Raw genomic sequence first — 24,797 nt, 5'->3', positions numbered from 1 at the left:
ACGGGCCAGTTTGCTAATTATTGCGTATATTGTCAGTAAAGATAATTTTAATCCTTAAAATATGTCCAATTGACTAAATTAATTAAAACGTGTTAAAATGTGCAAAACTATATACAGACCTCATCTCCGCTAGGAGGTATAGAGGTGCGGTGTGCAAAAGTAGCCAACGGTGAGGAACGGGAATCCGGTGAACCGTGGTGAAAGGGCATCACCGCCGAAGTCCGGTTAAATTCTCGTAATACCGGACTGGTTTGGTATTGAATAAGTGCCGGACTGTCACCCTCACTTGCTTTTATTACTTAGAAGAGCTTACTGGGGGTGGAGAGCTATCACCGGGGAACGGAAAGGGCTGATGAAATGTATGACCTCCTTTCACTCCGCATGAAGGGAGGTTTAATTATTTCTGATCTGAACGGAGGAAATTTAATGAAGCTACAGGGCACAATGAGAATTAACGATAGAGGTCACCTGGAAATTGGCGGCTGCGATACTGTGGAACTGGCCGAGCGTTTTGGCACTCCGCTGTATGTGCTGGATGAGCAATACTTTCGGCAAAACTGCCGCAACTACAACCGGGCTTTCATGGAAAAATACGACGGTGAAGTGTTATACGCTGCAAAAACCCTGCTTACTCTGGCCATCTGCCGCATTATAGCCGAAGAAGGTCTGAGCCTGGATGTAGTATCGGGTGGTGAGTTGTATACTGCTAAAAAGGCGCGTTTTCCCATGGAGCGGGTGTATTTTCACGGTAATAACAAATCGGCCGACGAGCTGAAATTAGCTCTAGAATACAAGGTTGGCCGAATTATAGTGGATAACCAGTATGAATTGCTTATGCTTAACAAACTAGCCGGTGAAGCGGGTGTTCATGTAAAGATAATGCTGCGACTAACCCCCGGGGTGGAAGCGCATACTCATGAATACATCAAAACAGGACAAATAGACAGTAAGTTCGGCATTGTTATTGAAAACGGCCAGGCTATGGAAATTATCAAACAGGCTATGGCCTTGGAAAATATTCAGCTCACCGGGTTGCACTGCCATATTGGCTCCCAGATATTTGAAATGGAATCCTATACCCACGCAGCTGAAGTTATGCTCGGGTTTACCGCCCTGGTATACCAGGAGACAGGCTGGCAGCCTGAAGAAATGAACTTCGGTGGTGGTTTGGGGATATATTATACTTCCGCAGATGAGCCCCAGCCTGTGAGTAAGTACGCCGACATGCTGGTGCCGGCTGTGCAAACATTGGCTAAATCCTATGGTTTAATAACGCCCAGAGTGTTAGTGGAGCCTGGCCGTTCAATCAGTGGTCCCGCCGGGACAACGTTGTATACGGTGGGCTCGGTCAAGGAAATACCCGGTATTCGCACATATGTGGCGGTGGATGGCGGGATGGGCGACAACCCGAGACCGGCATTGTACCAATCACGCTATGAAGCGCTCCTGGCCAACCGGGCTGATCAGCAGCCCGAGGAGACAGTATCCATAGCCGGGAAGTGCTGTGAGTCAGGTGATATGTTAATCTGGGACATCAATCTGCCTGCTCCCGCACCTGGTGATATTCTGGCTGTTTCCTCTACCGGTGCTTATAACTATTCCATGTCGATGAACTATAACCGGTTGCCCCGCCCGGCTATGGTGCTGGTTCGGGATGGTGCTGCAGATATCATTATCGCCCGGGAAACGTATGACGATTTAATTAGAAATGATATGGTGCCGGAACGGTTAGGCGAGAGCAAAGTAGTTAGAATGGCCGGTGCCAATTAATAGCACTTTTTCTGCTCATCAAATTAATACTTGGTTATTTTATAACTGTGCCCCGAAAACAGCCTGGATGCTATTCGGGGCATGTTTATACACACCGCACAAATAAAATATGGTATAATATGAAGTTAATGCAAGGTAAATAAAATAGGTACGGAGGCACATAGTGGAAATTATTACCACCCATACCAATACCGATATGGATGGACTGTCAGCCATGGTGGCAGCCCAAAAATTATATCCCGATGCCAGGTTGGTTTTGCCCGGCAAAATGTCCCGCAATGCAGAAGAATTTATGTCGCTGCATAAAGACACTATAAATATACACAGTTTAAAGCAAATTGATTTGAAGCGAGTCAAGCGGGTAATAATTGTTGATACCAAAAGCCAACGCCGGGTGGGTAAGGTAGCCGAGATTTTAAACCAACCTGGTGTGGACGTGCATATATATGACCATCATCCCTGGGCAGATGGCGATATACGGGGTTCCTTGGAGGTAGTGGATACTGTAGGGGCAACGGTTACCCTGCTGGTGGAAAAAATCAGGGAGTCAGGTTTACCGCTTACCTCCTTAGAGGCCACCATTTTATGTTTGGGCATATATAGTGACACCGGTTCACTGGTCTTCACCAGTACGACTCACCGCGATGTGGATGCAGTTTCATTTTTACTGCAAAAAGGAGCCAACCTGGCGGTGGTGGCTGATTTTCTTACCCGGCCAATGACCAATGAACAAAAAGAACTGCTCAAGGATTTGCTGGTGAATACCCGCCAGTATCAAGTAAATGGTGCCAAGGTGTTATTGACTGGTACCAAAACGGATGAGTATGTGGTCGGCCTGGCGGTGATAGCGCATACCATTGCCGAAATTGAGCAGCTGGATGTTGTATTTGTGCTGGCTGAGATGGAGGACCGGGTGCATATAGTGGGACGGAGCAGTATACCCCAGGCTAATGTTGCAGATATATTGGAGCACTTTGGTGGTGGTGGACATGCTGCCGCCGCGGCTGCTGTAGTTAAAAACCGTGTCGCAGGAGATGTGGCCGAGGAACTACTAACTGTTATATATAATAAGATACAGCCTCCTATTTGTGCTGCCGATATTATGACTTCACCGGTCAAAACCCTGGCACCGGAAATGAGTATTGCTGAGGCAGGGCAGATTATGCTACGCTATGGCCATACCGGTTTTCCCGTGGTAAAAGGTGAAAAGCTCATTGGTGTCATATCCCGTCGGGATGTAGAAAAAGCTATCCACCATGGTTTGGGGCATGCCCCGGTAAAGGGCTTTATGACTGTCCGGGTTATATCCGTGCCCGGCAATATGCCTGTGTCTGAACTGCAGGATTTGATGATTAATCACGATATCGGCCGGGTGCCTGTGGTAGAGGCCGGTAAAATTGTGGGTATTGTTTCTCGTACCGATATACTGCGCACACTGCATGGGGAAGTGCAGACCAGGCACCGGATAATTTATAACCATCATGGGCAGGAGGGGTTGTCTGTTTACAATATTGGCTTGATTATGGAGCGGACTCTGTCCCCTACTGTACAAGGTATTTTAAAAGAAGCCGGCCAAATAGCCGATCGCATGGGGTACAAGATTTACGCCGCAGGCGGGGTGGTACGTGATATATTACTGGGCCAGGAAAGCCTGGATGTTGACTTGGTGGTAGAGGGTAATGGTATACTGCTGGCGGAAGAACTGGCTAAATTATACGATGCCCGGGTTAGACAGCACCAGAACTTTGGTACTGCGGAAATCCTTTTTTCTGATGATTTCAAAATAGATGTGGCTACTGCACGGGTGGAATTTTATGCCTATCCGGCAGCTTTGCCCCAGGTTGAAAGCTCTACGCTGCACCAGGATTTATACCGGCGTGATTTTACCATAAATGCAATGGCTGTTGCTTTAAATGAAAGTAGTTATGGTAACTTAATAGACTTTTTTGATGGCCGGAAAGATTTGCAGGAGCACACGGTCAGGGTGCTGCACAATTTAAGTTTTATCGAAGACCCCACCAGAATACTACGGGCGATCCGTTTTGAGCAGCGGTATGGCTTTAAAATTGAGCCGCAAACATTAAAATTTCTTAATGAAACGGTGAACCGTGATGTGCTCTCCAGGGTGAGCAATGAACGTATTGGGGAAGAGTTAAAACATATTTTTTTAGAACCTCAAGCCGGAATTATGCTGCGGCGCATGAATGAATTGGCGGTTTGGCCTTTTATTTTCCCCGGGGTTAATTACAGTGAGATTGAGCCGGCTCTTATGAATTTGCACCGTGCTCTACAGCAAATCATCGATTGGGGTATGAAGGTGCCTGAACCACGGTGGTTGGTTTATTTAATTGCTATCTTGCACCGGTCTGATGCCGAGGTGGCCCGTGCTGTCTGTGAGCAGTATGCAGTTGATAAAAGGTCGACCGAAAAACTGCTGGCCGCGCTCCAGGGATGGAACCGGTCTGCAGACGTGCTCCGGCAGAAGCCGCAGCATTTAAAGGTCAGTCAGCAGGCTCAAATACTGCTTCAAATGCCCTGGGAAAGCTCACCTTTGTTGCTGGCAATTTTGAATGATGAAGAGTCTCAGGAACGTTTTAGACAACTGCTCAATATAATTAGGGATAGTAAACCAAAAACAAGCGGAGAATATATTAGAAACTTGGGCTACCGTCCCGGACCGGTTTACCGGGAAGTCTTGGATGCTTTATGGCGGGAAAAGCTTGACGGCAATTTGGACACTGAGGAAGAAGAGCAGGCTTTTATGCGGGATTACCTTGCCCGGGTGACTAAAAGGAGCGAGTAAATGTTTGATTTGCCCAGTTTGTCTGAATTGTTGCTTTTATTGCCGGTAATATTAATCAGCCTGACCTTTCACGAGTTCGCCCATGGCTGGGTGGCCTACCGGTTAGGTGATAACACGGCCCGGAACCAGGGCCGCCTGACGCTTAATCCCCTGGCCCATATTGACCCGGTGGGTTTTCTAATGATGATTCTGTTTAAGTTTGGCTGGGCTAAGCCGGTTCCGGTAAACCCATATAATTTACGAACCGATCCGGAACGGGGCATGCTGCTGGTGTCGCTTGCCGGTCCAACCGCCAACATGCTGGTGGCTCTGGCTGCGTCCTTAATACTTGGTTTGGGGCTGTTCAATGCTGGTTACATAGATTACTTGTTATATCTTACTATGCAAATTAATGTTATTTTGGCTATTTTCAACCTAATCCCGGTACCTCCTCTGGATGGCTCGAAGATTTTAGCGGGGCTTTTGCCAGGACAGTCACAATTTATCTACAGTATGGAAACCTATGGTATTATTATACTGATGTTACTGCTTTTTACCGGACTATTAGGCAAGATATTATGGCCTCTGGTTAGTTTTGTAATTAATATATTATTAATGATTAGTAATATAATCTAGTCTTCAAACAATCTTCTTCTATCTACAATTTAACAGAAAAGGAGACTTATCATGCGTATTCTTTCCGGTATACAGCCATCGGGCGCTTTGCATTTAGGTAACTATTTCGGGATGATGAACAGAATGATTAATTACCAGCAAAACAATGAGTTATTTTGCTTTTTGGTCAATTATCACGCTCTGACATCCGTATTTGACGCTGCTCTGTTAAGGAAACAGACTTTTGATGCGGCCTGTGATTTCTTAGCCTTAGGCCTGGACCCGGATAAATCGGTTTTCTGGGTTCAGGGTGATGTACCGGAGGTAACCGAGCTGACCTGGATGTTGTCAAATATCACCGGTATGGGGCTGCTGGAACGCTCTCACTCTTATAAGGATAAAACTGCTAAGGGTATTCCGGCGAGTCATGGATTGTTCTCTTATCCCGTGCTGATGGCTGCCGACATTTTGCTATACGGGGCGGACAAGATACCTGTGGGTAAAGATCAAAAACAGCATTTGGAAATTGCCAGGGATGTGGCTATCAGGTTTAATAATACATATGGTGAAACCTTTGTGGTGCCTGAGGCGGATATTGAGGAGGATTTTGCCACTGTACCGGGTCTTGATGGCCAAAAAATGTCCAAATCCTATGGTAATACCATAGAAATTTTCGCTGATGAAAAAACACTGCGTAAAAAGGTGATGGGCATTAAAACTGATTCCACACCTGTAGACGAACCAAAACCAATCGAAGGCAATGTGCTTTATGATCTGTATACTTTGTTCCTGGATGAAAAAGGTAAGACAGCGCTTAAAGAAAGGTTCCTTACCCCGGGATTGCGGTATGGTGACATCAAGAAGGAACTATTTGAAGTTATTCGTGATTACTTTGCTCCCTATAAGAAAGAAAGGGATGCTTTGGTAAGGGACAAGCAATATGTACTGGATACTATGCAAAAAGGTGCTCTCAAGGCTAGACAGGCGGCGACAGTATATCTAGAGCGTGCGCGCCACAATGTGGGTCTTGATTACCAAAATTATAAATAACCTGTGGTTTAAGACAACAAACATTGCTTTAATTTATGCACATAAAACTACCGTGTGTAATTTATTAGAAGGGGTCGGCCAAGTTTATTTCAATGGCGACCCTTTTTTAGTTACGCATATTTTAGACCAGATAGCGGTAATATAAGGCATGAGGTGCAGCATGTGGTACTTAATATTAGCACTGGTGCTTATTTTGCTATTGTTGCTGCTGATCGCACCGGTTACAGTGCATATAAGATATGTGCTTAAGGAAAGAGATGATCAGATACCCAATACATCGATAACTTTTGCCACACCGGGCACAAGTGTAAGCCTGTCTTTTTTGTGGGGCTTATTGAAATTGCGTTTGCGGTTATCTACGCTAAAGTTGGTTTTCAACAGATTCGCCCCGGTATTTAAACTGCGGGCCAAGTTGTCTAAGCGCTCCGGTGACGTTTTAGCTAAAGAGAAGACCAGTATTTCAGCCGGCCGGGTACTTGATATATATAAACAGGCGATGAATGTTTACCGTGCCACTGAACCTGCCTACCGTTTTATGCTGTCGACTATCAAATTGCACCGGTTTGGCTGGTGGACCCGGATAGGCATGTGGCAGGCGGACCAAACAGGCGTTGCTGTGGGGTTGTTATGGGCAATAAAATCCAACTCTACCGCTTATCTTTATCGCCGGTTTAAAAAACCACTACCCAAACCGGAGTTGGAAATTATCCCTGTATTTGACGCGCGGGTAATAGCAACACATTTAAACTGTGTGTTTAGCTTCCGTATGGGATACCTGATCATTACCGGATTTATGGCTGCCTGGCTTTTAGTTAAAAACAGAAAAAAATTAATGCATAACAAGGGCCATAAAGGGTAAATTATTCAATAGTTGCAGCATGATAAAGGAGCTGGATATTTATGCCTGAACAAACACACCCCATTGAAGGTCTAATGAAAACTGCCATGGAAAGCATAAAAGAAATGGTTGATGTAAATACCGTGGTGGGTGACCCTGTGGAAACTCCCGACGGAAATGTAATTATTCCAATATCCAGGGTAGCTTGCGGTTTTGGTGCGGGCGGTGGTGAATTTGACTATGGCGGTAGTGATAAGGATGATAACGGCGAAAGCCAAATGCCTGGTTTTGGCGGTGGCAGCGGTGCCGGCGTATCTGTCAAACCGGTAGGGTTTCTAGTAGCGGGCAATGGTCAAGTGCGCTTAATTCCGGTAGACGGCAATGCTACACTGGACAGGCTTATTGACTTAGCGCCACAGGTATTTACTCAGATTCAAGGCATATTGGACCGGCGTGCTAACCAGGAGCAGTATTGACCAGTACTGCAAGGTGTTGAGCACATATATTTCATAATCCATACCTTTGCATGATAAATAAAAAAAAATCCCCGAAATCGGGGATTACGTTAGGAAGATGACTAATGCTAACTACATATTGATTATAGAATACCTAAAGCTACTATGTATAGCTGTAATATCTGGGGCAAATGTGAAAGGCCGGGAGTACTCCCGGTTTTTAAATTATATGGAACGGTATTTTGCTGTTATACAAGGCTCCTATCAAGCAGTTGTTTGAGCCCGGCTCGGCTCACCCGCTCATATATTTCTGAGGTATTAGTGTTATATAATCCTTTTTTTTGCATTCTCTCAAAGTAAACCGAGCCGGAGAAAGTATACTTTTTACTTAGTCCTGCGGTTTCTTTAATTTCCCGGTGCATATAAGAGATGATATCTCCAACTGTCAAATCATCCGGCAAAACTAGCGGGACCAATCCGGCCAGCAGTCGCACTGCGTTGTAACCGGCAATAAAGCCGGTAACAATAGCCTCGGTATGCCCCACCAGCGGGCCGGTTTTTTCACCGGCGCAAAACAAATTCTTCACGCCATCCACTTGTAAGGCATCATTACAGTGGCACATGGCCATAAAGCGCACTGAATTACCCCTGCCGCCCGAATAAGGATCGGCATATCTTGCGTTGGCAAACCCTTCCAAAGTGCGTAATTTTTCTAAAGGGAAGAACGGAGTCATTAGTTTAGCGTGACCGGTATCCAGAATTACTAAATTTCTGGCAAATTCAGTTAGAGCATATTGCTGGCAGGCTTTGCTGCTCAGCAAATCATCCTTGTACATGGACGGAGGCAAGGGAATAACCAGCACGCCGTTATGCTCTAGCTGTTGTACTAAATTTGCATCCAGGGAACCTTTATCAAGCTTACATGAACCGCTCATCGCTTCAAAGTGAGCAAAGTTTTCCCCGGCCTTGATTTCCGGCAGTCCTGCCTTGGCGGTAAGGCTTACACGTGGTCCGAAACTAGGACAGCGTAATATGCACATCGCGCAGCCACTGCCGAAACGGGTGCAATTTTTAGCAGGTCCCGCCGAGCCGGTGGTATCCACAAAAACATCACCGTGCAGTATTTCGTCGTTAGCTGTTACCAGCCCCTTTATATATCCATCACTGACGAAAACTTCTGTCATTCTGGTCTGCAGTTTTATCGTTACACCGCACCGGGTTAAAAAGTCTCGTATTACCGGTTCGATTTTAGTTACATCGTAGAGCATAGCGTGCCGGTGTCCTGGAAAATCGAGAAACCGGTGTCTAAAAACGGATTCAATTAAAGCAATAAAATCCTCCCCACCTAGAGCGCGGGCTTCCTCAAGGGCGGTAAACCGCCCGTTGTTACACATAATGCCACCCACCAAACCGGTACCCAGCAGCATATCGGTTTTTTCCAGCAGCATTACTTCTGCGCCTGCCTTTTTAGCTGCATAGGCTGATGCACAGCCTGCCCAGCCTCCTCCAACAATTATAACTTGCATATTCTTATCCCCCTCTAGAGGGCTAACTGCTCTCTATAACATCATATTCCCTTATGTTAATAAAGTTTCATTAATGCAAAATTTTGGTATTGATACATATTCCGGACAACCGGAACATATTTTTTTTGTTAAGGGAATGATCTAAAACATTATGCCGGTGGAGGACAAGAGTATGGTCAATTATATCTGGATGGCTATGATGGTCATTGGTGTTTTGGTAGCTGCTATTAACGGACATGTGGAAGTGGTGACCAAGGCAGCTCTGGAAGGTGCGCAGGTAGCGGTTAAGACTTCGCTTGATTTAATCGCTATCATTACTTTTTGGCTGGGTATTATGAAATTGGCTGAGGCTGCCGGCTTGGTTCAGGCGCTAGCCCGGCTGGTACAGCCCATTACCAGATTTCTTTTTCCCAGTGTGCCAAAAGATCACCCGGCGATGGGGGCAATTGTCATGAACTTGAGCGCCAATATATTGGGGCTGGGCAATGCCGCTACACCGATGGGCTTAATTGCTATGCAAGAGCTGCAAAAATTAAACCGGGGAAATTCTAAAGAGGCTACCGACGCCATGTGCACATTCCTGGCCTTAAATACCTCGTGTATTACACTTATACCCACCACCATTATTGGTATTAGGTTAATATACGGCTCAGCAGACCCGACTGAGATTGTAGGCACTACAATTTTCGCTACAACAATGGGTATGACTGCTGCTATTTGTATGGACAGGTTATTGCGTTACCTGTATTACCGGAGGAGGTGAGATAATTGTTTGGTATCGTCTCCGATCTATCTCGCTGGGCAGTTCCAATTGTGCTATTGCTGGTACCTTTGCTGGCCATGCTTCGCGGTGTCAATGTATATGAAAAATTTGTGGAAGGAGCAGAGGCAGGTTTTGGTACTGCCATTAAGACCATACCATTTTTAGTTGCGATGCTGGTAGCTATCAGTATATTCAGAGCTTCCGGTGCATTGGATATGATGACAGCTGTGTTGGCGCCGGTATTAAGCCTGGTGGGATTTCCTGCTGAAGTGTTGCCACATGCCATTATGCGCCCTCTTTCGGGTGGTGCTTCGCTGGGCATAGCTACCGACATCATAAAAACATATGGTCCGGATAGTTTCATTGGCCGCCTGGTTTCAACGATGCAAGGCAGCTCAGACACCACTTTTTACGTGTTAACGTTATACTTCGGGTCGGTGGGGATTTCCCGGTACCGTTATTCCATCATTTCCGGGCTTTGCGCTGATTTTACCACTCTAATAGCTTCTGTTTATATTGCACATAAGTTATTTGGGCCGGCCTAGCCGGAACTTTTTATTTTGCAGAAAATTGTGGTAAAATGCATGTTGAGGTGATTTAGCGTTGGAGCGGTTGCAAAAATTCATGGCCAGATCCGGAGTAGCTTCACGTCGTGGCAGTGAAGAGCTAATAGCTCAGGGAAAGGTGCGGGTGAATGGCAAGCAAGTAATTGTGCCCGGCTTTAAAATAGACCCGCTGCGTGACAGGGTGGAGGTCGATGGCCGACCGGTGCGTAAACCTGAGAAAAAAGTATACATTTTGTTATTTAAGCCTGCCGGGTATGTAAGTACGGTCACTGATCCCCAGGGGCGGCGTAAGGTAATTGATTTATTAAGCGGTATAAAACAGCGCGTTTACCCGGTCGGCCGTTTGGATTATGATAGCGAAGGATTATTGCTGTTAACCAACGATGGTGCATTAACTTATGCTTTAACTCACCCGCGTCACGAGATACCTAAGACTTACCAGGTAAGAGTACAGGGAGTGCCTGACAAGAATAGGTTGGAAGAACTGGCTAAAGGGGTGGTGCTGAAAGACGGCCCTACTGCTCCGGCTAAAGTACGGATGCTGAAGAACTTGGGGGATGATACTGCACTGCTTGAAATAACCGTCCATGAAGGCAAAAACAGGCAGGTGCGCCGCATGTGCGAGCATATCGGGCACCAGGTGCTTAGCTTACGGCGAATAAGTATCGGCCCTTTAAAAATAGGGGATTTGCAACGAGGTCGTTATCGGCATTTGACAAACCGTGAAGTTAAAATGTTAATGAAGATGGTAAAAATATCTTGATTATTTGTTTATCCTGGTACTGGCGGCAGGATATCCCGCTCCTAGCATAGAATTATGAACAAAACTCTGCTCGGAGGTGCATAAATACGTGGCTGAATTCAATCCAGACACAGAAATTAGCGTTAAAGTCAGGTTAGATTTTAAAGGGCAGGGTCGGCCCGGACGGTTTTTATTTGGTGGCAAACCTGTCGATAGGGCTGCCGAGGAGGTTCGGGAACAGCAAGTAGCGCTGCTTAGAAATGTACCGATTCAAGGCATACATATTGATGATATCGATACAAGTATTGAAGTTTATACTGTCTGGGATGACGAGAACGAAGTTAATGTTGCTTACGCGCCGGTTATTATCACTGTAACAGCAGATAATATAGAGGATTTGCTGCGTTTTATTGTCCGGGAGAGCTTTTGTAAAATTGAGGTTATTGAACCGGCAAGTATAGTTATGTCACGCTACGACCTGGAACGTTTTTTATTCAAGGTTAGTAAGGAAATGAAAAACTATGTCGCGCGCCTAGAAAGAAAACACAACTTGTAATAATAATCATTAAATAAACGGCATATATCATGTTAAAAAGAAAGGTGATATGCCGTGCGTAAAGATTTTCTTTTCTGGGGTGTTAGATTAGAACGTTGGTTGTTAAGGTTTGTCGTTATATGTGCGGTTATGCTTGTTTCCGTGCAATGGTTTACCAACGACCCGGCGCTGCAGGTTATTAGTAAAGCAGATAAAACTATAACTGACCAGGGTAATCTTGGTCCTGCGCAATCTGACTTGCATAACCTGGTAACTTTTCAGTTATTGGATTATATTGCTTTACCCAGGGCCGCAGTGCTTGTAAACGGGGAAAAAAAGAGTTATTTTGAACATCGCTATGTGACCGTACCCGTTAATGATGGTGATGAGCTGGCCATTGATACCGGTTTTTATGAGCATGCTGTTTCCTTTAAAATAATCGGAACTTATGGTAATGTTCGGGAGCCGGTAGTGGGTACTGTTATAGATGTGCAGGGGACAATTAAAAAAATCGGTACAGTGGTGATAGACTAACTACCAAGATCAATCGTTAAGCTAGTGGAGGTGTTTAGTGATGGCGCCTTTAGGCAGCAGGGAAGTCGCCCGGGCCGCTATTAAAATGGCCCTTACAGATAGCCGGGAACAGGAAAAGGAGCTAAAGCTGGTTTATTTAAAAACAGGCATTAAAACAGCAGCTGTAGACCACGGAGGCGATTTTATCGCCTCAGTAAATAAAATTATTGAGCGGTCCGTGGTAGCAGCCAAGCGGGAGGGAGTAATTCGCGAAGTGCACGCCGATGAAGGAGCTGTAGCCGGTGCAACCAGGGAGGCTATTTCCCAGGTAATGACCAAAGCTCTGGGTCTGAATGTGGGCGGTAAAATAGGCATCGCCAGGCACCAGGATCATATCAGTGTGGCTGTTTTCTTCGGGGTTGGTATGCTCCACCTGGATGAAGTAGCTATCGGCCTTGGCCACAGGGCAGTATCTTCTTAAGATGGGTAAGGTAATGCGCGGTATCAGAGGCGCGATTACGGTCGACGAAAACACGACACAAGCAATTGGAGTCGCTGCCCAAAAGCTTGTTGAGGCTATGCTAACCGCAAATAACAACCTGGCTATCGAGGATATCGTAAGTGTTTTATTTACTGTAACCAGTGATTTAAATAGTGCTTTTCCGGCTACTGCGGTCAGAGAAATAGCCGGTTTTAGCCAGGTACCCATGATGTGTGCCCTGGAAATAGACGTTCCCGGCAGCCTTCGCCGGTGTATCAGGGTGCTCATGCTGGTTAATACCTGTATGGGACCAAGTGAGATCAAGCATGTCTACCTGGGCGATGCCGCCCGTCTTCGTCCGGACTTAATTTAAAGCATGCCTGTCTTAGGCAGGTATGCCGGTTCATCAAGTACAAATGCTGTTGCACGGGAAAATCAAAAATGTTATTATATTTGCACGGTAGTATGGTTTAGTTGTCTAGTTAATAATTACTTTATGGAGCATGGCAGTATGGTAGGGGGCGATGTAATATGAAAACATAATCACTCCCCTGGGGAGTTTTTTGCATTTTTAGGCGACTTTATAACCCCAGTGTTTAATAAAATGTTTAATATATATTAAACCTAAGTATAATACAACTAATCTAACCCAATAGTTGTATAAAATGGAGGCTTAATAATGATCGTTGTGATGACTCACAATGTAGAAAACTATGATATAGATAACATTTTAAGGAAATTAGAAAAGGCAGGTTTTCAAATTCACCTTTCCCGGGGTGTGGAAAGAACTATTATAGGAGCCATCGGCGATAAAACCAGGCTGACTGATTTAAATCTCGAAGCTATGCCGGGCGTGGAAAAGGTGGTTCCTATTCTACAGCCATACAAATTAGCCAGCCGGGCTTATAAAAGTGAGCCTACTATTATAAAAGTAGGGGATTTATCCATAGGCGGGGATACTATCCATGTAATGGCCGGTCCCTGCGCCGTAGAAAGCTGGGAACAGCTGCTGCAGACAGCTCAAATTGTTAAGGAAGCCGGAGCTACCCTGTTGCGGGGCGGGGCCTTTAAGCCGCGCACCTCACCTTATTCCTTCCAGGGCCTGGAAGAGAAGGGGTTGGAAATGCTGGCTGAAGCCCGGGAACGCACGGGTCTTCGTATTGTTACCGAAGTAATGGATACTCGCACGGTAGGATTAGTGGCCAGATATGCTGATATTCTGCAAATCGGCACCCGCAATATGTCAAATTTTATTTTACTGCGGGAGATTGCCTGGGCAGGCAAGCCGGTATTGCTGAAACGGGGCTCCTCAGCTACCATAGAGGAATGGCTGTTGGCAGCGGAATATATTCTGGCCGAGGGGAACCGTGAAGTAATACTCTGCGAGCGGGGTATCCGCACCTTTGATGATTACACCCGAAATACTTTAGACCTTACCGCAGTGCCGGTAATAAAATATTTAAGTCACCTGCCGGTAATCGTAGACCCCAGTCATGCAATTGGTAAATGGCGGTTTGTTGAGCCCATGTCCCGGGCTGCTATAGCAGCGGGAGCGGACGGACTGTTAATCGAGGTGCACCCCAATCCCTCAGAAGCCATATGTGACGGACCCCAGTCTTTAAACCCGGAGAATTTCCGGGCACTGATGCAGCAATTAAACGATATTGCCGGGTTAATGGGTAAACAAATAGGTCATTTGCCATGTTAATAAAACGCTGCGCCATTATTGGTGTGGGTCTGATTGGCGGCTCAATGGGACTGGCGCTTGTTGAACGCAAATTGGCAGAGCATATCTGCGGTGTAGATGTGAACCAGGATAACCTGTCTATGGCCCTGGCTGCAGGCGCAGTTCACCAGGCGGCCGCCATGCCGGAAGCCGTTTCCGGTGCGGATTTGGTTATCCTGGCTGTGCCGGTGGGAGCTGCGCAGCACTTGTTAACAGAAATAAAACAGTATTTAAAACCAGGCGCAGTGGTCACGGATGTGGGGAGTACCAAAGAACAGGTGGTGAGACAGGCCGGGAAATGTATTAGCGGCGGTCGATTTGTCGGCGGTCATCCCATGACCGGTGCCGAAACAGCGGGCTTTAGCGGTGCCGATCCTTATCTTTTTGAAAACGCTTTTTACTTATTAACTCCTACACCGGAGACAGATACCTGCGCACTGGAAACTGTTCGGCGGCTGGTACAGGCCATCGGAGCAGTAGTAATGGAAATGTCCCCCCAGGAGCATGATCTGGTGACAGCAGCCATCAGTCACCTGCCCCATTTCATGGCTGTTTCCCTTGTTACTGCGGTGGCGGAAATGGCGGTTGGCGAACAAGCTATGGCGCTGGCTGCGGGGGGATTTCGGGATACCACGAGGATCGCTGCCGGCAGTCCAAGCATGTGGCGAGATATATTTATGTCCAATAGTGAACAGGTGCTGAAGGCACTTGAATATATGCGCAGTGCCATGGATAGGCTCGAGGCTGCCCTGCGCCGGCAGGATGTGGAAAAAATGATGCACATATTATCTAGTGCCAGTACGGTTAGAAAAAAATTGCCCTTAAGGCCTAAAGGCTATCTACCCTACATATTTGAAATTGTAGTCAGCGTGCCGGATCGTCCTGGAGTTATTGCAGGTCTGGCCGGAATGCTGGGCGAAGAGGGTATCAATATAGTGGAAATAGAAATACTGCGAGCCCGGGAGGGGTACGGGGGTACCATCCGAGTTGGTTTCGCTACTGCTGGAGAGCAGGACAGGGCTATGGAGTTGTTCCAGGCCAGGGGGATTAAATGTCGCCGGAAGGTATAGCATATGGTAGTTAAAGTGATAGAGGAGACGATATTTTGTGGAAATTGCCATAACTCCGGTGCGTGCTCTGCGCGGTGATTTGCAGGTGCCCGGGGATAAATCCATATCCCACCGGGCAGTGATGCTGGGTGCGCTGGCTGAAGGAGAAACCGAAATTGAAAACTTTTTACCTGGTGAGGACTGCCTGTCAACCATTCAGGTGGTAAAATCCCTGGGGGTAGAGGTGCATATAGAGAAAGACAGGGTGGTTGTGCGCGGCGGCGGGCTAAATGCGCTGCAGGAACCTGAGAACGTGCTGGATGCAGGTAATTCAGGCACTACCATGCGTTTAATGGCGGGCATATTATCCGGCTGCCCGTTTTTTTCGGTGCTCACCGGCGATGCCTCATTGCGCCGCCGACCAATGCAGCGGGTTATCAAGCCGCTGTCTGCGATGGGTGCCCGGATAACCTCCAGGGGAGGAAATGCTTATGCACCCATGGCTATAACAGGTGGTGCTCTTTGCTCCACCACCTACCGGTCACCGGTGGCCAGCGCCCAGGTTAAATCTGCTGTTTTGCTGGCCGGTTTGTTTGCTGACGGAACGACTACGGTAATTGAGCCGGCCCGCTCCAGAGACCACACTGAGCGGATGCTGAGTTATTTTGGTGCCCGGATACAGGTTAAGGACAAGCAAGTATCGGTATGGGGCAGACCAAAATTGCAAGGATGTAAAGTAGTTGTACCCGGTGATATATCCTCGGCAGTATTTTTATTAGTGGCCTGTGCTGTGGTGCCGGGCGCGGACTTGACGGTACGCAATGTGGGCATTAATCCCACCCGCTCCGGAGCGCTGGAGGTACTTAAGGAAATGGGTGCCAATATAATTATCTTCAATGAGCGCCAGGTAAGCGGTGAACCGGTGGCGGATATTAGAATACGCGGCAGTCGTTTGAAAGGCACAACTATTAACAGGGCGATTATTCCTTACCTTATCGATGAATTGCCTGCGTTAGCTGTTGCTGCGGCTCTGGCGGAAGGGGAAACGGTGGTGCGTGATGCCGCCGAACTGCGTTATAAAGAAACGGACCGGATTACAACCGTGGTTAAACTGCTTAGTCAAATGGGCGCTGACATAATTGAGCAGGAGGACGGCTTTATTATCCGGGGTGGCCGGGCTTTGCAGGGAACGGAATGTGAAAGTTTCGGCGACCACCGGTTGGCAATGGCTGCTGCCGTGGCCGGCTTACATGCCCGGGGGATTACAAAAATCAAGTCGGCAGAGTGTGTAAACATTTCCTTTCCTGCATTTTTTAATACATTAAATCTGCTAAGTGTGCAATAATAAACCTGGAAGGATATCACTTTTTTCAGGTTTATTTTTTTATCTTAAAGAGGATATTCCAGTAGCATGTCGAAAATAACTGGAGTATTGTTTTCTTTGGAGAGGAACACAATGGGGCGTTTGCTTAAGATTGCCATTGATGGCCCTGCCGGTGCCGGTAAAAGCACGGTTGCTAAATTAGTGGCGGAAAAGTTGGGATACGTTTATATAGATACAGGGGCTATGTATCGGGCTGTAACATTACAGGCCTTAATGGATAAAATAGATATGAGGGATGAAACAAGCCTAACCCGTTTAGCTGAAAGTGTGGGATTAGTTCTGCGGGTTGATGAAAAAGGCAATACCCGTATAGTTCTAAATGGTGTGGACGTTTCATTCCAAATTAGGACCCCATTAGTTTCCCGGTGTGTATCACAGGTTTCACAAATTCCTGGTGTCAGGCAAAGAATGATGCAGTTGCAGAAGGATATGGCTGCCGGGGGCGGCGTGGTTATGGAGGGTCGGGATATCGGCACCACGGTGCTGCCTGATGCGGAGATGAAATATTTTCTTACTGCTTCAGTGGAAGAGCGGGCCCGGCGCCGTTATGCCGAGCTTTTACAGCGTGGCTTTACAGTGACTCTTGAAGAAGTGCTTGCAGATATGGCCGAGCGTGATTATATTGATGCACAGCGGGCAGTAGCACCACTGAAGCCGGCCCCCGACGCTGAAATAATTGATTGTACCGGTATGACTGTTGATCAGGTGGTTGATATAATCACAAGCCGGGTTTCCGGGAGGTCCGGTTAATGTTCTATAGTGTTAGTAAGGCAATTTGCCTGGTATACCTTAAACTGGTGCGTCGTTTAAAAATTATCGGCGACCCCAAGTTGCCTGCTAATCAGGGCATAATAGTGGTATCCAATCATATCAGCTATCTGGATCCGGTTGTGGTAGGTTGTATATTAAATAGAAGAATCTCTTATATGGGCAAGGCAGAGTTATTTAAAATTCCAGTGCTTAGCTTTATTATTAAAAAACTTGGTACATTTCCAGTAGATCGTGAGGGTATCAAACCTTCATCAATACGCCGGGCATTGGACTTGCTTAACGATGGAAAAGTGGTCGGCATTTTCCCGGAGGGTACCCGTAGCCAAACCAGTGAAATGTTAAACCCCCATTTAGGTGCTGCCATGTTAGCCTTAAAAGGGGGTGTGCCATTATTGCCTGTGGCTCTTAGCGGTACTAAGGGGTTCTGGAGTCAGGTTAAAGTAAATGTCGGTAGGCCGATGAATTTAACTACACCCAAACGGCGGAAGATATCCAAAGAGGAAATGGAACATATTAGCCGGGAGTTGATAACGGAAATAAGCCGTTTGCTGGATATTATCGATAAATAGCGTTGGGAAGTCAGTAATCTATATTTAGGTAAAGTTGCGGTGAAGTTGATGAAGGTTAAAGTTGCCGCTAAAGCCGGTTTTTGCTTTGGCGTGAAAAGGGCTGTGGAAATGGCCCGCAAATGCCTGCATGATCGAGATGGACCGGTATATACACTGGGTCCGCTCATTCATAATGACCAAGTTATTGGGGCGCTGGCCCGCGAAGGGATAAATGTGGTTAACGATCTAGATGAAATTACCGGCCCGGGAACTGTGATTATCCGCTCTCATGGTGTGGTACCCTGTGTATACCAGCGTGCCGAGCAAAAAGGGCTTAACCTGGTGGATGCCACCTGTCCGTTTGTGCGCAAGGTCCAGAACACGGTCAATGACTTGGTTAAGCAAGATATACCCGTGGTGGTGGTGGGTGACCCACTACACCCGGAGGTACAAGGTATCATTGGCTGGTCCGACGGCAGGGCTTTGGTGGTAGCCGATGCCGGTCAAGCTGAGAAGCTGGATAAATTTCCTAAGCTAGGTGTTGTTGCACAAACAACCCAGCGGCAGGATAATTTTGAACAGGTGATCAGCGTTTTAAAGAAAAACGGAAGCCGAGTGCAAGTTTACAATACCATATGCCTGGCCACTGCTGAGAGGCAGAGGGAGGCAATGGAACTTGCGCAAGAGGTGGACGCCGTACTGGTGCTGGGAGGTAAGACAAGCGCCAATACTGCAAAGCTGGCTCAAATTTGCCGTACTGCCGGAAAACCGGTGTATCAGGTAGAAACAGCCGAAGAAATAGATTTTGCTTGGCTTAAAGGACTCCGTTCAGTCGGGGTTACGGCAGGCGCATCTACACCCGGCTGGATTATAGAGGAGGTTTGTTGTCGAATGATGGATTTTGAAGAAAATGTCAATGAAGAAACAATGGAAACACAGGTTGAGGAACAACAGCCTGAAGCTGAATCCGAACCGCAGGAAGACATGAACCAAGAAATGGAAGATGCCGTTGAGGTAAAGAACCTCAGAAACGGTGATATCGTAACCGGCGTAGTGGTCCAGGTCAACCAGGAAGAGGTGCTGGTTGATGTTGGTGCCAAGTCGGAAGGTGTTGTTCCAATTAGAGAATTATCTAATTTTAATGTAGATTCCCCACAGGATATAGTAAAAGTGGGTGATGAAATAAAAGTATATGTTTTAAAATCGGAAGACAATGAAGGACGGGTAATTCTCTCCAAGGAAAAGGCTGATGCTGAAGAAGCCTGGGCACGTTTGGAAGAAAACATGAACGAAGGCCAAGTGGTTTCTGGAACTGTACGCGAAGTAGTCAAAGGCGGTTTACTGGTAGATGTCGGTGTACGGGCATTCCTGCCTGCCTCACTAGTGGATAGGGGTTACGTTGAGGATCTGAGCAAGTATTTGAACATGGATATAGAAGCCAAAGTTATTGAGCTTAACCGGGCCAGAAGGAAGGTTATTCTTTCCCGTAAGGCTGTTCTGGAAGAAGAGTATGCACGTAATCGTGAAAATTTACTGGCCAACCTGGAAGAAGGCCAGGTGATTAGGGGTATTGTCCGCCGTTTGACTAACTTCGGTGCTTTTGTGGATATCGGAGGAGTCGATGGCCTGCTGCACATATCCGAAATGGCCTGGTATCGTATCAATCATCCCTCTGAAGTGGTTCAGGTGGGTGATGAGTTGGACGTTAAAGTACTCCGGGTAGACAGGGAGAATGAAAAGGTATCCTTGGGCTTAAAGCAAGTGCTGGCTAATCCCTGGGATAATGTTGCCGAGAAATACCCGGTGGGCAGTATAATCAATGCCAAGGTAGTGCGCCTTGCTCCTTTTGGTGCCTTTGTGCAGTTGGAACCTGGTGTGGAAGGCTTGGTGCACATTTCCCATTTAGCCGACCGGCATGTGGCTACTCCCGATGAAGTTGTGCAGGAAGGGGAAGAAATTCGGGTAAAAGTGCTCAGCGTGGCATCCGAAGAAAAACGTATCCGCCTTTCCATTAGAGAAGTTGACCATGAAAGACCAAGCAAGCCCATTCCCAGGGAAAATCAGCCAAAAAAACAAGAAGTACAGCCTGCTAATGATGGCGGTACTGTTACTATTGGTGACTTAGTGGGAGACATTTTTGAGAAACAGGAATAAGTATTCTTGGCAGGCTAAGCTGTGCAAGGAAATTTCTTTATAAAACTAGGGTATAGAGGCTATTACAGCCTCTTTTTTTTTAACTTCAGGAGCTAAGGATTAAAAGACTGAAAAGTGCACGCAGAGGGCACCGAATGGGCGCGCTTTTCTTGTCCGCACAAACATGCACACATCCGCCGGCAAACTTACTAAGGGCACATATTATCCTTTTTTCGGGGGAAACATAGTTTTACAAATAAAAGTAATTCTTTTAAGGAGGGTGCGCAATGACTCAATTACCCATCGGCATCATTGTGCTAATTATTGTTTCTATATTAATTTATTTTGGCCTGGCCCAACGCGTGCTTGACAGAATGAAGCTTTCGGACCGGGCCGCTTTGGGGATTCTAGCCCTGATGGCTGTGGGGAGTTTTATTGATATACCCCTGAGTACCGGTCGCTATGATGTATCTTTAAATCTTGGAGGAGCACTGGTGCCGTTGGGCGTAGCCGTTTACCTGTTAAGTCGGGCAGGCACATCCAAGGAATGGGGCCGTGCGTTAATCGCTGCCCTAATTACCGGTGCTGTAATATTCTGGTTTGGCAACCTTATGTCCCGGGGTGATGTTGAGCCAGGCGGGCGCTTTTTTGGCTTCCTGGATGCCCTGTGGGTCTATCCTGTCATTGGTGGCTTAGTGGCTTATATCGCAGGTCGCTCCCGTCGCAGTGCTTTTATTGCTGCTACACTGGGATTAGTGCTGGTGGACATTGCTTATTGGATCCAACTGTATTATACCGGTGCACCGGCCGGTACGGTAGCCATAGGTGGGGCCGGTGCTTTTGACGGTATTGTACTGGCCGGGATTTTGGCTGTTCTGCTGGCGGAAATAATTGGTGAGACCAGAGAACGGCTGCAGGGTGGACCATCCACCCGGGGCAGGGATGACGAATTAGTGGAAGCGTTACGCAAGCCGGGCACTATTGAAGAAAAACCCGAGCGTGCAGATAGCAGGGAGGAGGAGCAATAGTGAATAAAAAGCAGCTCACAATGGCTCTTGGAGCGAGTCTTTTAGTGCTATGTGTCTCGGTACTGGGCTATTTCGCATTCTTCAGAACCACAACCCCGGTTTGGTCGCCAAGCAATCTTTTGAACAGCACCTTGGAGGCCGATCACCGGGACGGGCAGGTATATAAAATAACCGACAACGGCAATAAACTGCTCAGCCAAATGTCCCGGACTGTTTCAATAGGAGATGAATTAATCACCGACAGCGGGCGGCACTATAGAATAAAAACAATAGACGGTTTTAATGCGCAAGCTGAGTTTACCGGTATGGACCGGGAACTGGTTGGCTATATAGACGAGTACGAAGATATTACTGTGCCTGTAGCCGGCGGGCAGGACTGGAAACAAAGACCGGTAGCCTTGTATCATACCCACAGCGCAGAATCCTATGTGCCCACTGACGGTACTGAAAGTAAACCATATAATGGCGGTATATTTGATGTTGGAGACGCCATGGCTGCAGAGTTAAAGAAAAAGGGTATAAATGTGTTACATGATAAAACACCACACGAGCCCCGGGATACCAACGCTTATTATCGCTCCCGGCGCACTGTTGCGGATTTAATGAAGAAGAACCCTGTAGCTGTAATAGATGTACACCGGGATGGTATACCCGATCCCAATTACTATAGTAAAAATATTGACGGCAAAGAAGCCACCCAGGTTCGTCTGGTCGTGGGCAGACAAAACCCTAAAATGCAGTCCAACATGGAATTTGCTAAAAGAATGATGGCTTATGTTAATAAAGTGCACCCGGGTCTAGTTAAAGAAATCTTTATTGCCAAAGGGAATTACAACCAGGATTTGATGTCCACAGCTATGCTGGTTGAAGTTGGCACCCATACTAATTCCAAAGAAGCAGCCGAAAATGGCGCAACCCTGTTTGCCGATGCTTTGCCCGGCCTGCTAGGTTTAGGCGGTGTCGCTCAAACTCCCGGTGGGTTCACTAGCCCGGGTGCAGACTCATCGGCGGGCTGGAGAACATTGGTTTGGATAATCGGTATTGCTGTATTGGGCGGAGGCGCCTTTTTGCTGATTAGTTCCGGCAGCTGGCAAAACGCTCGTAAACGGTTGAGCGGATACTGGGGCAGAGAATTTGCCGGGTTTATGGCACCGATGAAAAAACGTTTAAATAAAAAAGGTGATGAAGACGACAATGATGCATAAGAAACGATTAGCGGCTTTGTAAGTGGTGCAAATATCAAATTGGGCGTATCATGCTTTTACCAAAATGATACGCTCAATTGCTGTTAGAACGCACCCGTAAATAGGGCACAAATTCATTTTAAATTTGCGTGAGGTGAGATCCGGTTTGGAAGAATACATGGCAGTAATTTTAGCCGGCACCCTGGCAGGAATTTTGACCCGGATGCTGCTTCTCAAGTTGGATTATCGCCAATATCCCGGCTATCCCCACGGGTATATCTCTCATTTTTCTCTGGGTGCTATTGCCTCTGCCCTGGGTGCTGTCGCTGTCCCCGCGTTAATGAACAAGGATTTTACTGCCTTTACCTTTCTGGCTCTGGCTGCTCAGCAGTTCCGAGAAATTCGCAATATTGAAAGGCAGACACTGGAAAACCTGGAGGAAACAAGGCTCGAAAAACGGGGTAAGGATTATATTGAAGGTATAGCCCGTACCTTTGAAGCCCGTAATTACTTGGTGATGGGCACTGCTTTTATTACTAGTATTGCAGCCGTGCTAGCTGGTATATGGGGTGCCGCAGCAATGGCTCTAATCTTGATATTATTTAGTAAAAATTTCATGACCGGCAAGAAAATAGGGGACATCTGCGAGGTGATTCCCGCTGAAGTACATTTCAAAAACTCATTATTATGTGTCAATGAAGTTGATATCATGTCGGTTGGCTTGCCTGAAATGCGTGAGAAAATTAAGCGAGAGGCACTGGGCGTAATGATTAAGCCTAAAGATGATAATGCCAGGGCTACTTTGCATGATATGGGACAGCGCATGGCCATCACTCACACCGCAGCTCTGATAATGGGCAGTAAAAAGGAAGTGGACATACCGGAATTTACCCCGCTGGCACGTAAAAATCCAGATACCGGTGAAGTTGCTTTGTATATTATGCCTATTGAAAAAGATATGACATCTTTGATCATGGCCGTGCAAAGAACACCGTTACTGGAAAGCGCTAGCGTTAAACCACTGAAAACCCAGGCCGGGAGAATAGCATCCGATTAGTGTCTGAGCAAACAGCCCGGTTGTTGTTAGGGAAGCTTATATGTTGCCTTAACTTGACTTTTTATACTAGCCGGCAAAGGGGAGATAAGGTCACAACAAGGGGGTGGGTAAATTGGGTGAAGAAGCAAAGCAAATACTGGCTGTAATTACTACCGATAAAAGTAAAGTGACCGGAGCAGTACCCATATTTATTGCCGATAGCGAGGAGGAAAAGCAAAAAACTGCTTTGTTTTTAGCAAAGACCTTGGATGCAATGGTACATGACCTGGAAAACGGTATCTACTTTATTGTCAGGCATTGAGGGTGATTAAATATGAAAATCATTTACCACTGCTTTGGTGGTACTCACTCCTCAGTTACGGCTGCGGCGTGTCATTTAGGTATGTTACCGACAAGCATAACACCCAAGAATGAGGATTTACTGGCCATCCCTTTTTTTGATGCCAGGGATAACCACGACCACGGGAATATTACTTTAATGGGAATAGATGATAATGGTAACGACATATACTTTGTCGGGCGCAGAAGTTGTCCGCAGCTATTGGAAAATATTATCTATGGTCTGGCCAGAGAGTTTGATATTCCGCCGCATCATTTTAAACTGGTCAGTATGGAGGGTAAAATTAACTTTAGTATGCGGCTGGGAGGCTTTATGTCGCGCCGGTTTAAATGGATTTACCCGGGACGCCCGCTGGTTACCCGGGGCACTATCAATGCCTTTACAAGCATTATCAACCTGGTGCGCAGGGTTAAGGCGAGGGAATAGATGTTAAGTGAAAAAGTTAATCTTTTACAATGATACAGGGTTTCCCTATGCTGCTTTGGCAGCCGCAATTCGCAGCGGGGTGCTGCCCGCGCATCGCCCGCCTACATCCAACGAGTTGGAGCAAGTATTGGCTCAGACCGGACTTGGCAGGGGAGATGCATCGGTTTATAATCTAGGTCAAAGTAAGCAAGGTGACAGCTGCCTCGCTCTATGGGCCCGGGGTAACGGTGATATGATAGGGCGGGTGATCAAGAGTTTCCTGGCTTTGATGCGTGTTGATAATTATGAACTGGTACATATTAAATGCCGTAAAAATTTATTGGTGAAAACCGGTGTTGTATTGACCAGGATACCTGGATTACGATACTTGGGGCTTATGTTGGTATATCGTCATATATTAAAAATATACCGAGAGCTCAAACCAATAGTTTAGTGTTATACTTCTCAAGAAAAGCAAATTAGCTTTTTCTTGACTAAATATGGCAGCTATCAGATAATGTAACAAGAATGTTACA

The 24,797-nt window shown here is 46.7% G+C and carries 26 protein-coding genes and 1 riboswitch; of the genes, 25 read left to right on the top strand and 1 reads right to left on the bottom strand.

Annotated elements, in window-relative coordinates:
* Positions 1-131 precede the first annotated feature (131 nt).
* Positions 132-337, top strand: a riboswitch (Lysine riboswitch).
* A gap of 89 nt (positions 338-426) precedes the next feature.
* From lysA to ytfJ, 6 genes are all read left to right on the top strand, one after another.
* Positions 427-1,770 carry a diaminopimelate decarboxylase gene (lysA, locus tag SPSYN_RS01035; RefSeq protein WP_161820648.1) on the top strand — a complete coding sequence of 448 codons (1,344 nt, stop codon included), beginning with the start codon at positions 427-429 and terminating at the stop codon, positions 1,768-1,770.
* A 163-nt stretch (positions 1,771-1,933) separates the two neighbouring features.
* The gene (locus SPSYN_RS01030; RefSeq protein WP_161820647.1) at positions 1,934-4,573 is read left to right on the top strand and encodes a CBS domain-containing protein; all 2,640 of its coding nucleotides are present in this window, start codon (positions 1,934-1,936) and stop codon (positions 4,571-4,573) included.
* Positions 4,574-5,188: a site-2 protease family protein gene (locus SPSYN_RS01025; RefSeq protein WP_161820646.1), complete on the top strand. Its 615-nt coding sequence runs from the start codon at positions 4,574-4,576 to the stop codon at positions 5,186-5,188.
* 51 nt (positions 5,189-5,239) lie between these two features.
* On the top strand, positions 5,240-6,217 hold the full coding sequence (gene trpS, locus SPSYN_RS01020) for a tryptophan--tRNA ligase (RefSeq protein ID WP_161820645.1): 978 nt from the start codon (positions 5,240-5,242) through the stop codon (positions 6,215-6,217).
* 160 nt (positions 6,218-6,377) lie between these two features.
* Positions 6,378-7,076, top strand: a complete 699-nt coding sequence (locus tag SPSYN_RS01015; RefSeq protein WP_161820644.1) for a DUF2953 domain-containing protein — start codon at positions 6,378-6,380, stop codon at positions 7,074-7,076.
* 41 nt (positions 7,077-7,117) lie between these two features.
* Complete coding sequence (ytfJ, locus tag SPSYN_RS01010; protein ID WP_161820643.1) at positions 7,118-7,531, top strand: GerW family sporulation protein; 414 nt, start codon at positions 7,118-7,120, stop codon at positions 7,529-7,531.
* 227 nt (positions 7,532-7,758) lie between these two features.
* Here the strand turns inward: ytfJ and SPSYN_RS01005 are convergent, their stop codons facing one another.
* Positions 7,759-9,036, bottom strand: a complete 1,278-nt coding sequence (locus tag SPSYN_RS01005) for an FAD-dependent oxidoreductase (RefSeq protein WP_161820642.1) — start codon at positions 9,034-9,036, stop codon at positions 7,759-7,761.
* Positions 9,037-9,208: 172 nt separating this feature from the next.
* On the opposite strand from SPSYN_RS01005, the gene SPSYN_RS01000 reads away from it, so the two are divergent.
* From SPSYN_RS01000 to SPSYN_RS00910, 19 genes are all read left to right on the top strand, one after another.
* Positions 9,209-9,799, top strand: a complete 591-nt coding sequence (locus tag SPSYN_RS01000; RefSeq protein WP_161820641.1) for a nucleoside recognition domain-containing protein — start codon at positions 9,209-9,211, stop codon at positions 9,797-9,799.
* 5 nt (positions 9,800-9,804) lie between these two features.
* Positions 9,805-10,344 carry a spore maturation protein gene (locus SPSYN_RS00995; protein WP_161820640.1) on the top strand — a complete coding sequence of 180 codons (540 nt, stop codon included), beginning with the start codon at positions 9,805-9,807 and terminating at the stop codon, positions 10,342-10,344.
* A gap of 58 nt (positions 10,345-10,402) precedes the next feature.
* Positions 10,403-11,128, top strand: coding sequence for a pseudouridine synthase (locus SPSYN_RS00990; protein ID WP_161820639.1), 726 nt, complete (start codon positions 10,403-10,405; stop codon positions 11,126-11,128).
* Between the two features lie 88 nt (positions 11,129-11,216).
* Positions 11,217-11,663: a hypothetical protein gene (locus tag SPSYN_RS00985; protein WP_161820638.1), complete on the top strand. Its 447-nt coding sequence runs from the start codon at positions 11,217-11,219 to the stop codon at positions 11,661-11,663.
* Between the two features lie 54 nt (positions 11,664-11,717).
* Entirely contained in the window at positions 11,718-12,176 is a 459-nt protein-coding gene (locus SPSYN_RS00980; RefSeq protein ID WP_161820637.1) for a hypothetical protein, read from the top strand.
* 40 nt (positions 12,177-12,216) lie between these two features.
* Positions 12,217-12,636, top strand: a complete 420-nt coding sequence (locus tag SPSYN_RS00975; RefSeq protein ID WP_161820921.1) for a HutP family protein — start codon at positions 12,217-12,219, stop codon at positions 12,634-12,636.
* Positions 12,637-12,649: 13 nt separating this feature from the next.
* Positions 12,650-13,009 carry a chorismate mutase gene (gene aroH / locus SPSYN_RS00970; RefSeq protein WP_161820636.1) on the top strand — a complete coding sequence of 120 codons (360 nt, stop codon included), beginning with the start codon at positions 12,650-12,652 and terminating at the stop codon, positions 13,007-13,009.
* Between the two features lie 306 nt (positions 13,010-13,315).
* Positions 13,316-14,344 (top strand): 3-deoxy-7-phosphoheptulonate synthase, encoded by a 1,029-nt coding sequence (gene aroF, locus SPSYN_RS00965; RefSeq protein ID WP_161820635.1) that lies wholly within the window; start codon positions 13,316-13,318, stop codon positions 14,342-14,344.
* Positions 14,338-15,432 carry a prephenate dehydrogenase gene (locus SPSYN_RS00960; protein ID WP_161820634.1) on the top strand — a complete coding sequence of 365 codons (1,095 nt, stop codon included), beginning with the start codon at positions 14,338-14,340 and terminating at the stop codon, positions 15,430-15,432. The genes aroF and SPSYN_RS00960 overlap by 7 nt, the downstream gene beginning before the upstream one ends.
* Positions 15,433-15,469: 37 nt before the next feature.
* The gene (gene aroA, locus SPSYN_RS00955) at positions 15,470-16,756 is read left to right on the top strand and encodes a 3-phosphoshikimate 1-carboxyvinyltransferase (RefSeq protein ID WP_161820633.1); all 1,287 of its coding nucleotides are present in this window, start codon (positions 15,470-15,472) and stop codon (positions 16,754-16,756) included.
* Between the two features lie 111 nt (positions 16,757-16,867).
* Positions 16,868-17,545, top strand: a complete 678-nt coding sequence (gene cmk / locus SPSYN_RS00950; protein WP_161820920.1) for a (d)CMP kinase — start codon at positions 16,868-16,870, stop codon at positions 17,543-17,545.
* The gene (locus SPSYN_RS00945; protein WP_161820632.1) at positions 17,545-18,135 is read left to right on the top strand and encodes a lysophospholipid acyltransferase family protein; all 591 of its coding nucleotides are present in this window, start codon (positions 17,545-17,547) and stop codon (positions 18,133-18,135) included. The genes cmk and SPSYN_RS00945 overlap by 1 nt, the downstream gene beginning before the upstream one ends.
* A 48-nt stretch (positions 18,136-18,183) precedes the next feature.
* The gene (locus tag SPSYN_RS00940; RefSeq protein WP_161820631.1) at positions 18,184-20,268 is read left to right on the top strand and encodes a bifunctional 4-hydroxy-3-methylbut-2-enyl diphosphate reductase/30S ribosomal protein S1; all 2,085 of its coding nucleotides are present in this window, start codon (positions 18,184-18,186) and stop codon (positions 20,266-20,268) included.
* 266 nt (positions 20,269-20,534) lie between these two features.
* Positions 20,535-21,275 carry a DUF1614 domain-containing protein gene (locus SPSYN_RS00935; protein WP_161820630.1) on the top strand — a complete coding sequence of 247 codons (741 nt, stop codon included), beginning with the start codon at positions 20,535-20,537 and terminating at the stop codon, positions 21,273-21,275.
* Positions 21,275-22,480 carry a stage II sporulation protein P gene (gene spoIIP / locus SPSYN_RS00930; RefSeq protein ID WP_161820629.1) on the top strand — a complete coding sequence of 402 codons (1,206 nt, stop codon included), beginning with the start codon at positions 21,275-21,277 and terminating at the stop codon, positions 22,478-22,480. Before SPSYN_RS00935 ends, spoIIP begins: the two co-directional genes overlap by 1 nt.
* A 145-nt stretch (positions 22,481-22,625) precedes the next feature.
* Entirely contained in the window at positions 22,626-23,516 is an 891-nt protein-coding gene (locus tag SPSYN_RS00925) for a YIEGIA family protein (RefSeq protein WP_161820628.1), read from the top strand.
* Between the two features lie 112 nt (positions 23,517-23,628).
* Complete coding sequence (locus SPSYN_RS00920; RefSeq protein ID WP_161820627.1) at positions 23,629-23,817, top strand: capping complex subunit for YIEGIA; 189 nt, start codon at positions 23,629-23,631, stop codon at positions 23,815-23,817.
* Positions 23,818-23,829: 12 nt separating this feature from the next.
* Complete coding sequence (locus SPSYN_RS00915; protein WP_161820626.1) at positions 23,830-24,282, top strand: DUF3189 family protein; 453 nt, start codon at positions 23,830-23,832, stop codon at positions 24,280-24,282.
* Between the two features lie 7 nt (positions 24,283-24,289).
* A complete protein-coding gene (locus SPSYN_RS00910) occupies positions 24,290-24,715 on the top strand; it encodes a DUF3189 family protein (RefSeq protein WP_161820625.1) in 426 nt (141 codons plus the stop codon).
* Positions 24,716-24,797 lie beyond the last annotated feature (82 nt).

It is taken from the genome of Sporotomaculum syntrophicum (assembly GCF_009932395.1).
GTDB classification, from domain to species: domain Bacteria; phylum Bacillota; class Desulfotomaculia; order Desulfotomaculales; family Desulfallaceae; genus Sporotomaculum; species Sporotomaculum syntrophicum.
Note: the sequence above shows the minus strand (reverse complement) of the source record. Positions and strands in the feature narration are given on the sequence as shown.

Excerpts from the sequence above, each read along its gene's own strand:
- lysA (WP_161820648.1), top strand. The coding sequence starts at position 427 with ATGAAGCTACAGGGCACAATGAGAATTAACGATAGAGGTCACCTGGAA.
- SPSYN_RS01025 (WP_161820646.1), top strand. The coding sequence starts at position 4,574 with ATGTTTGATTTGCCCAGTTTGTCTGAATTGTTGCTTTTATTGCCGGTA.
- trpS (WP_161820645.1), top strand. The coding sequence starts at position 5,240 with ATGCGTATTCTTTCCGGTATACAGCCATCGGGCGCTTTGCATTTAGGT.
- SPSYN_RS01015 (WP_161820644.1), top strand. The coding sequence starts at position 6,378 with ATGTGGTACTTAATATTAGCACTGGTGCTTATTTTGCTATTGTTGCTG.
- ytfJ (WP_161820643.1), top strand. The coding sequence starts at position 7,118 with ATGCCTGAACAAACACACCCCATTGAAGGTCTAATGAAAACTGCCATG.
- SPSYN_RS01005 (WP_161820642.1), bottom strand. The coding sequence starts at position 9,036 with ATGCAAGTTATAATTGTTGGAGGAGGCTGGGCAGGCTGTGCATCAGCC.
- SPSYN_RS01000 (WP_161820641.1), top strand. The coding sequence starts at position 9,209 with ATGGTCAATTATATCTGGATGGCTATGATGGTCATTGGTGTTTTGGTA.
- SPSYN_RS00975 (WP_161820921.1), top strand. The coding sequence starts at position 12,217 with ATGGCGCCTTTAGGCAGCAGGGAAGTCGCCCGGGCCGCTATTAAAATG.
- aroH (WP_161820636.1), top strand. The coding sequence starts at position 12,650 with ATGCGCGGTATCAGAGGCGCGATTACGGTCGACGAAAACACGACACAA.
- aroF (WP_161820635.1), top strand. The coding sequence starts at position 13,316 with ATGATCGTTGTGATGACTCACAATGTAGAAAACTATGATATAGATAAC.
- SPSYN_RS00960 (WP_161820634.1), top strand. The coding sequence starts at position 14,338 with ATGTTAATAAAACGCTGCGCCATTATTGGTGTGGGTCTGATTGGCGGC.
- cmk (WP_161820920.1), top strand. The coding sequence starts at position 16,868 with ATGGGGCGTTTGCTTAAGATTGCCATTGATGGCCCTGCCGGTGCCGGT.
- SPSYN_RS00945 (WP_161820632.1), top strand. The coding sequence starts at position 17,545 with ATGTTCTATAGTGTTAGTAAGGCAATTTGCCTGGTATACCTTAAACTG.
- SPSYN_RS00940 (WP_161820631.1), top strand. The coding sequence starts at position 18,184 with ATGAAGGTTAAAGTTGCCGCTAAAGCCGGTTTTTGCTTTGGCGTGAAA.
- SPSYN_RS00935 (WP_161820630.1), top strand. The coding sequence starts at position 20,535 with ATGACTCAATTACCCATCGGCATCATTGTGCTAATTATTGTTTCTATA.
- SPSYN_RS00915 (WP_161820626.1), top strand. The coding sequence starts at position 23,830 with ATGAAAATCATTTACCACTGCTTTGGTGGTACTCACTCCTCAGTTACG.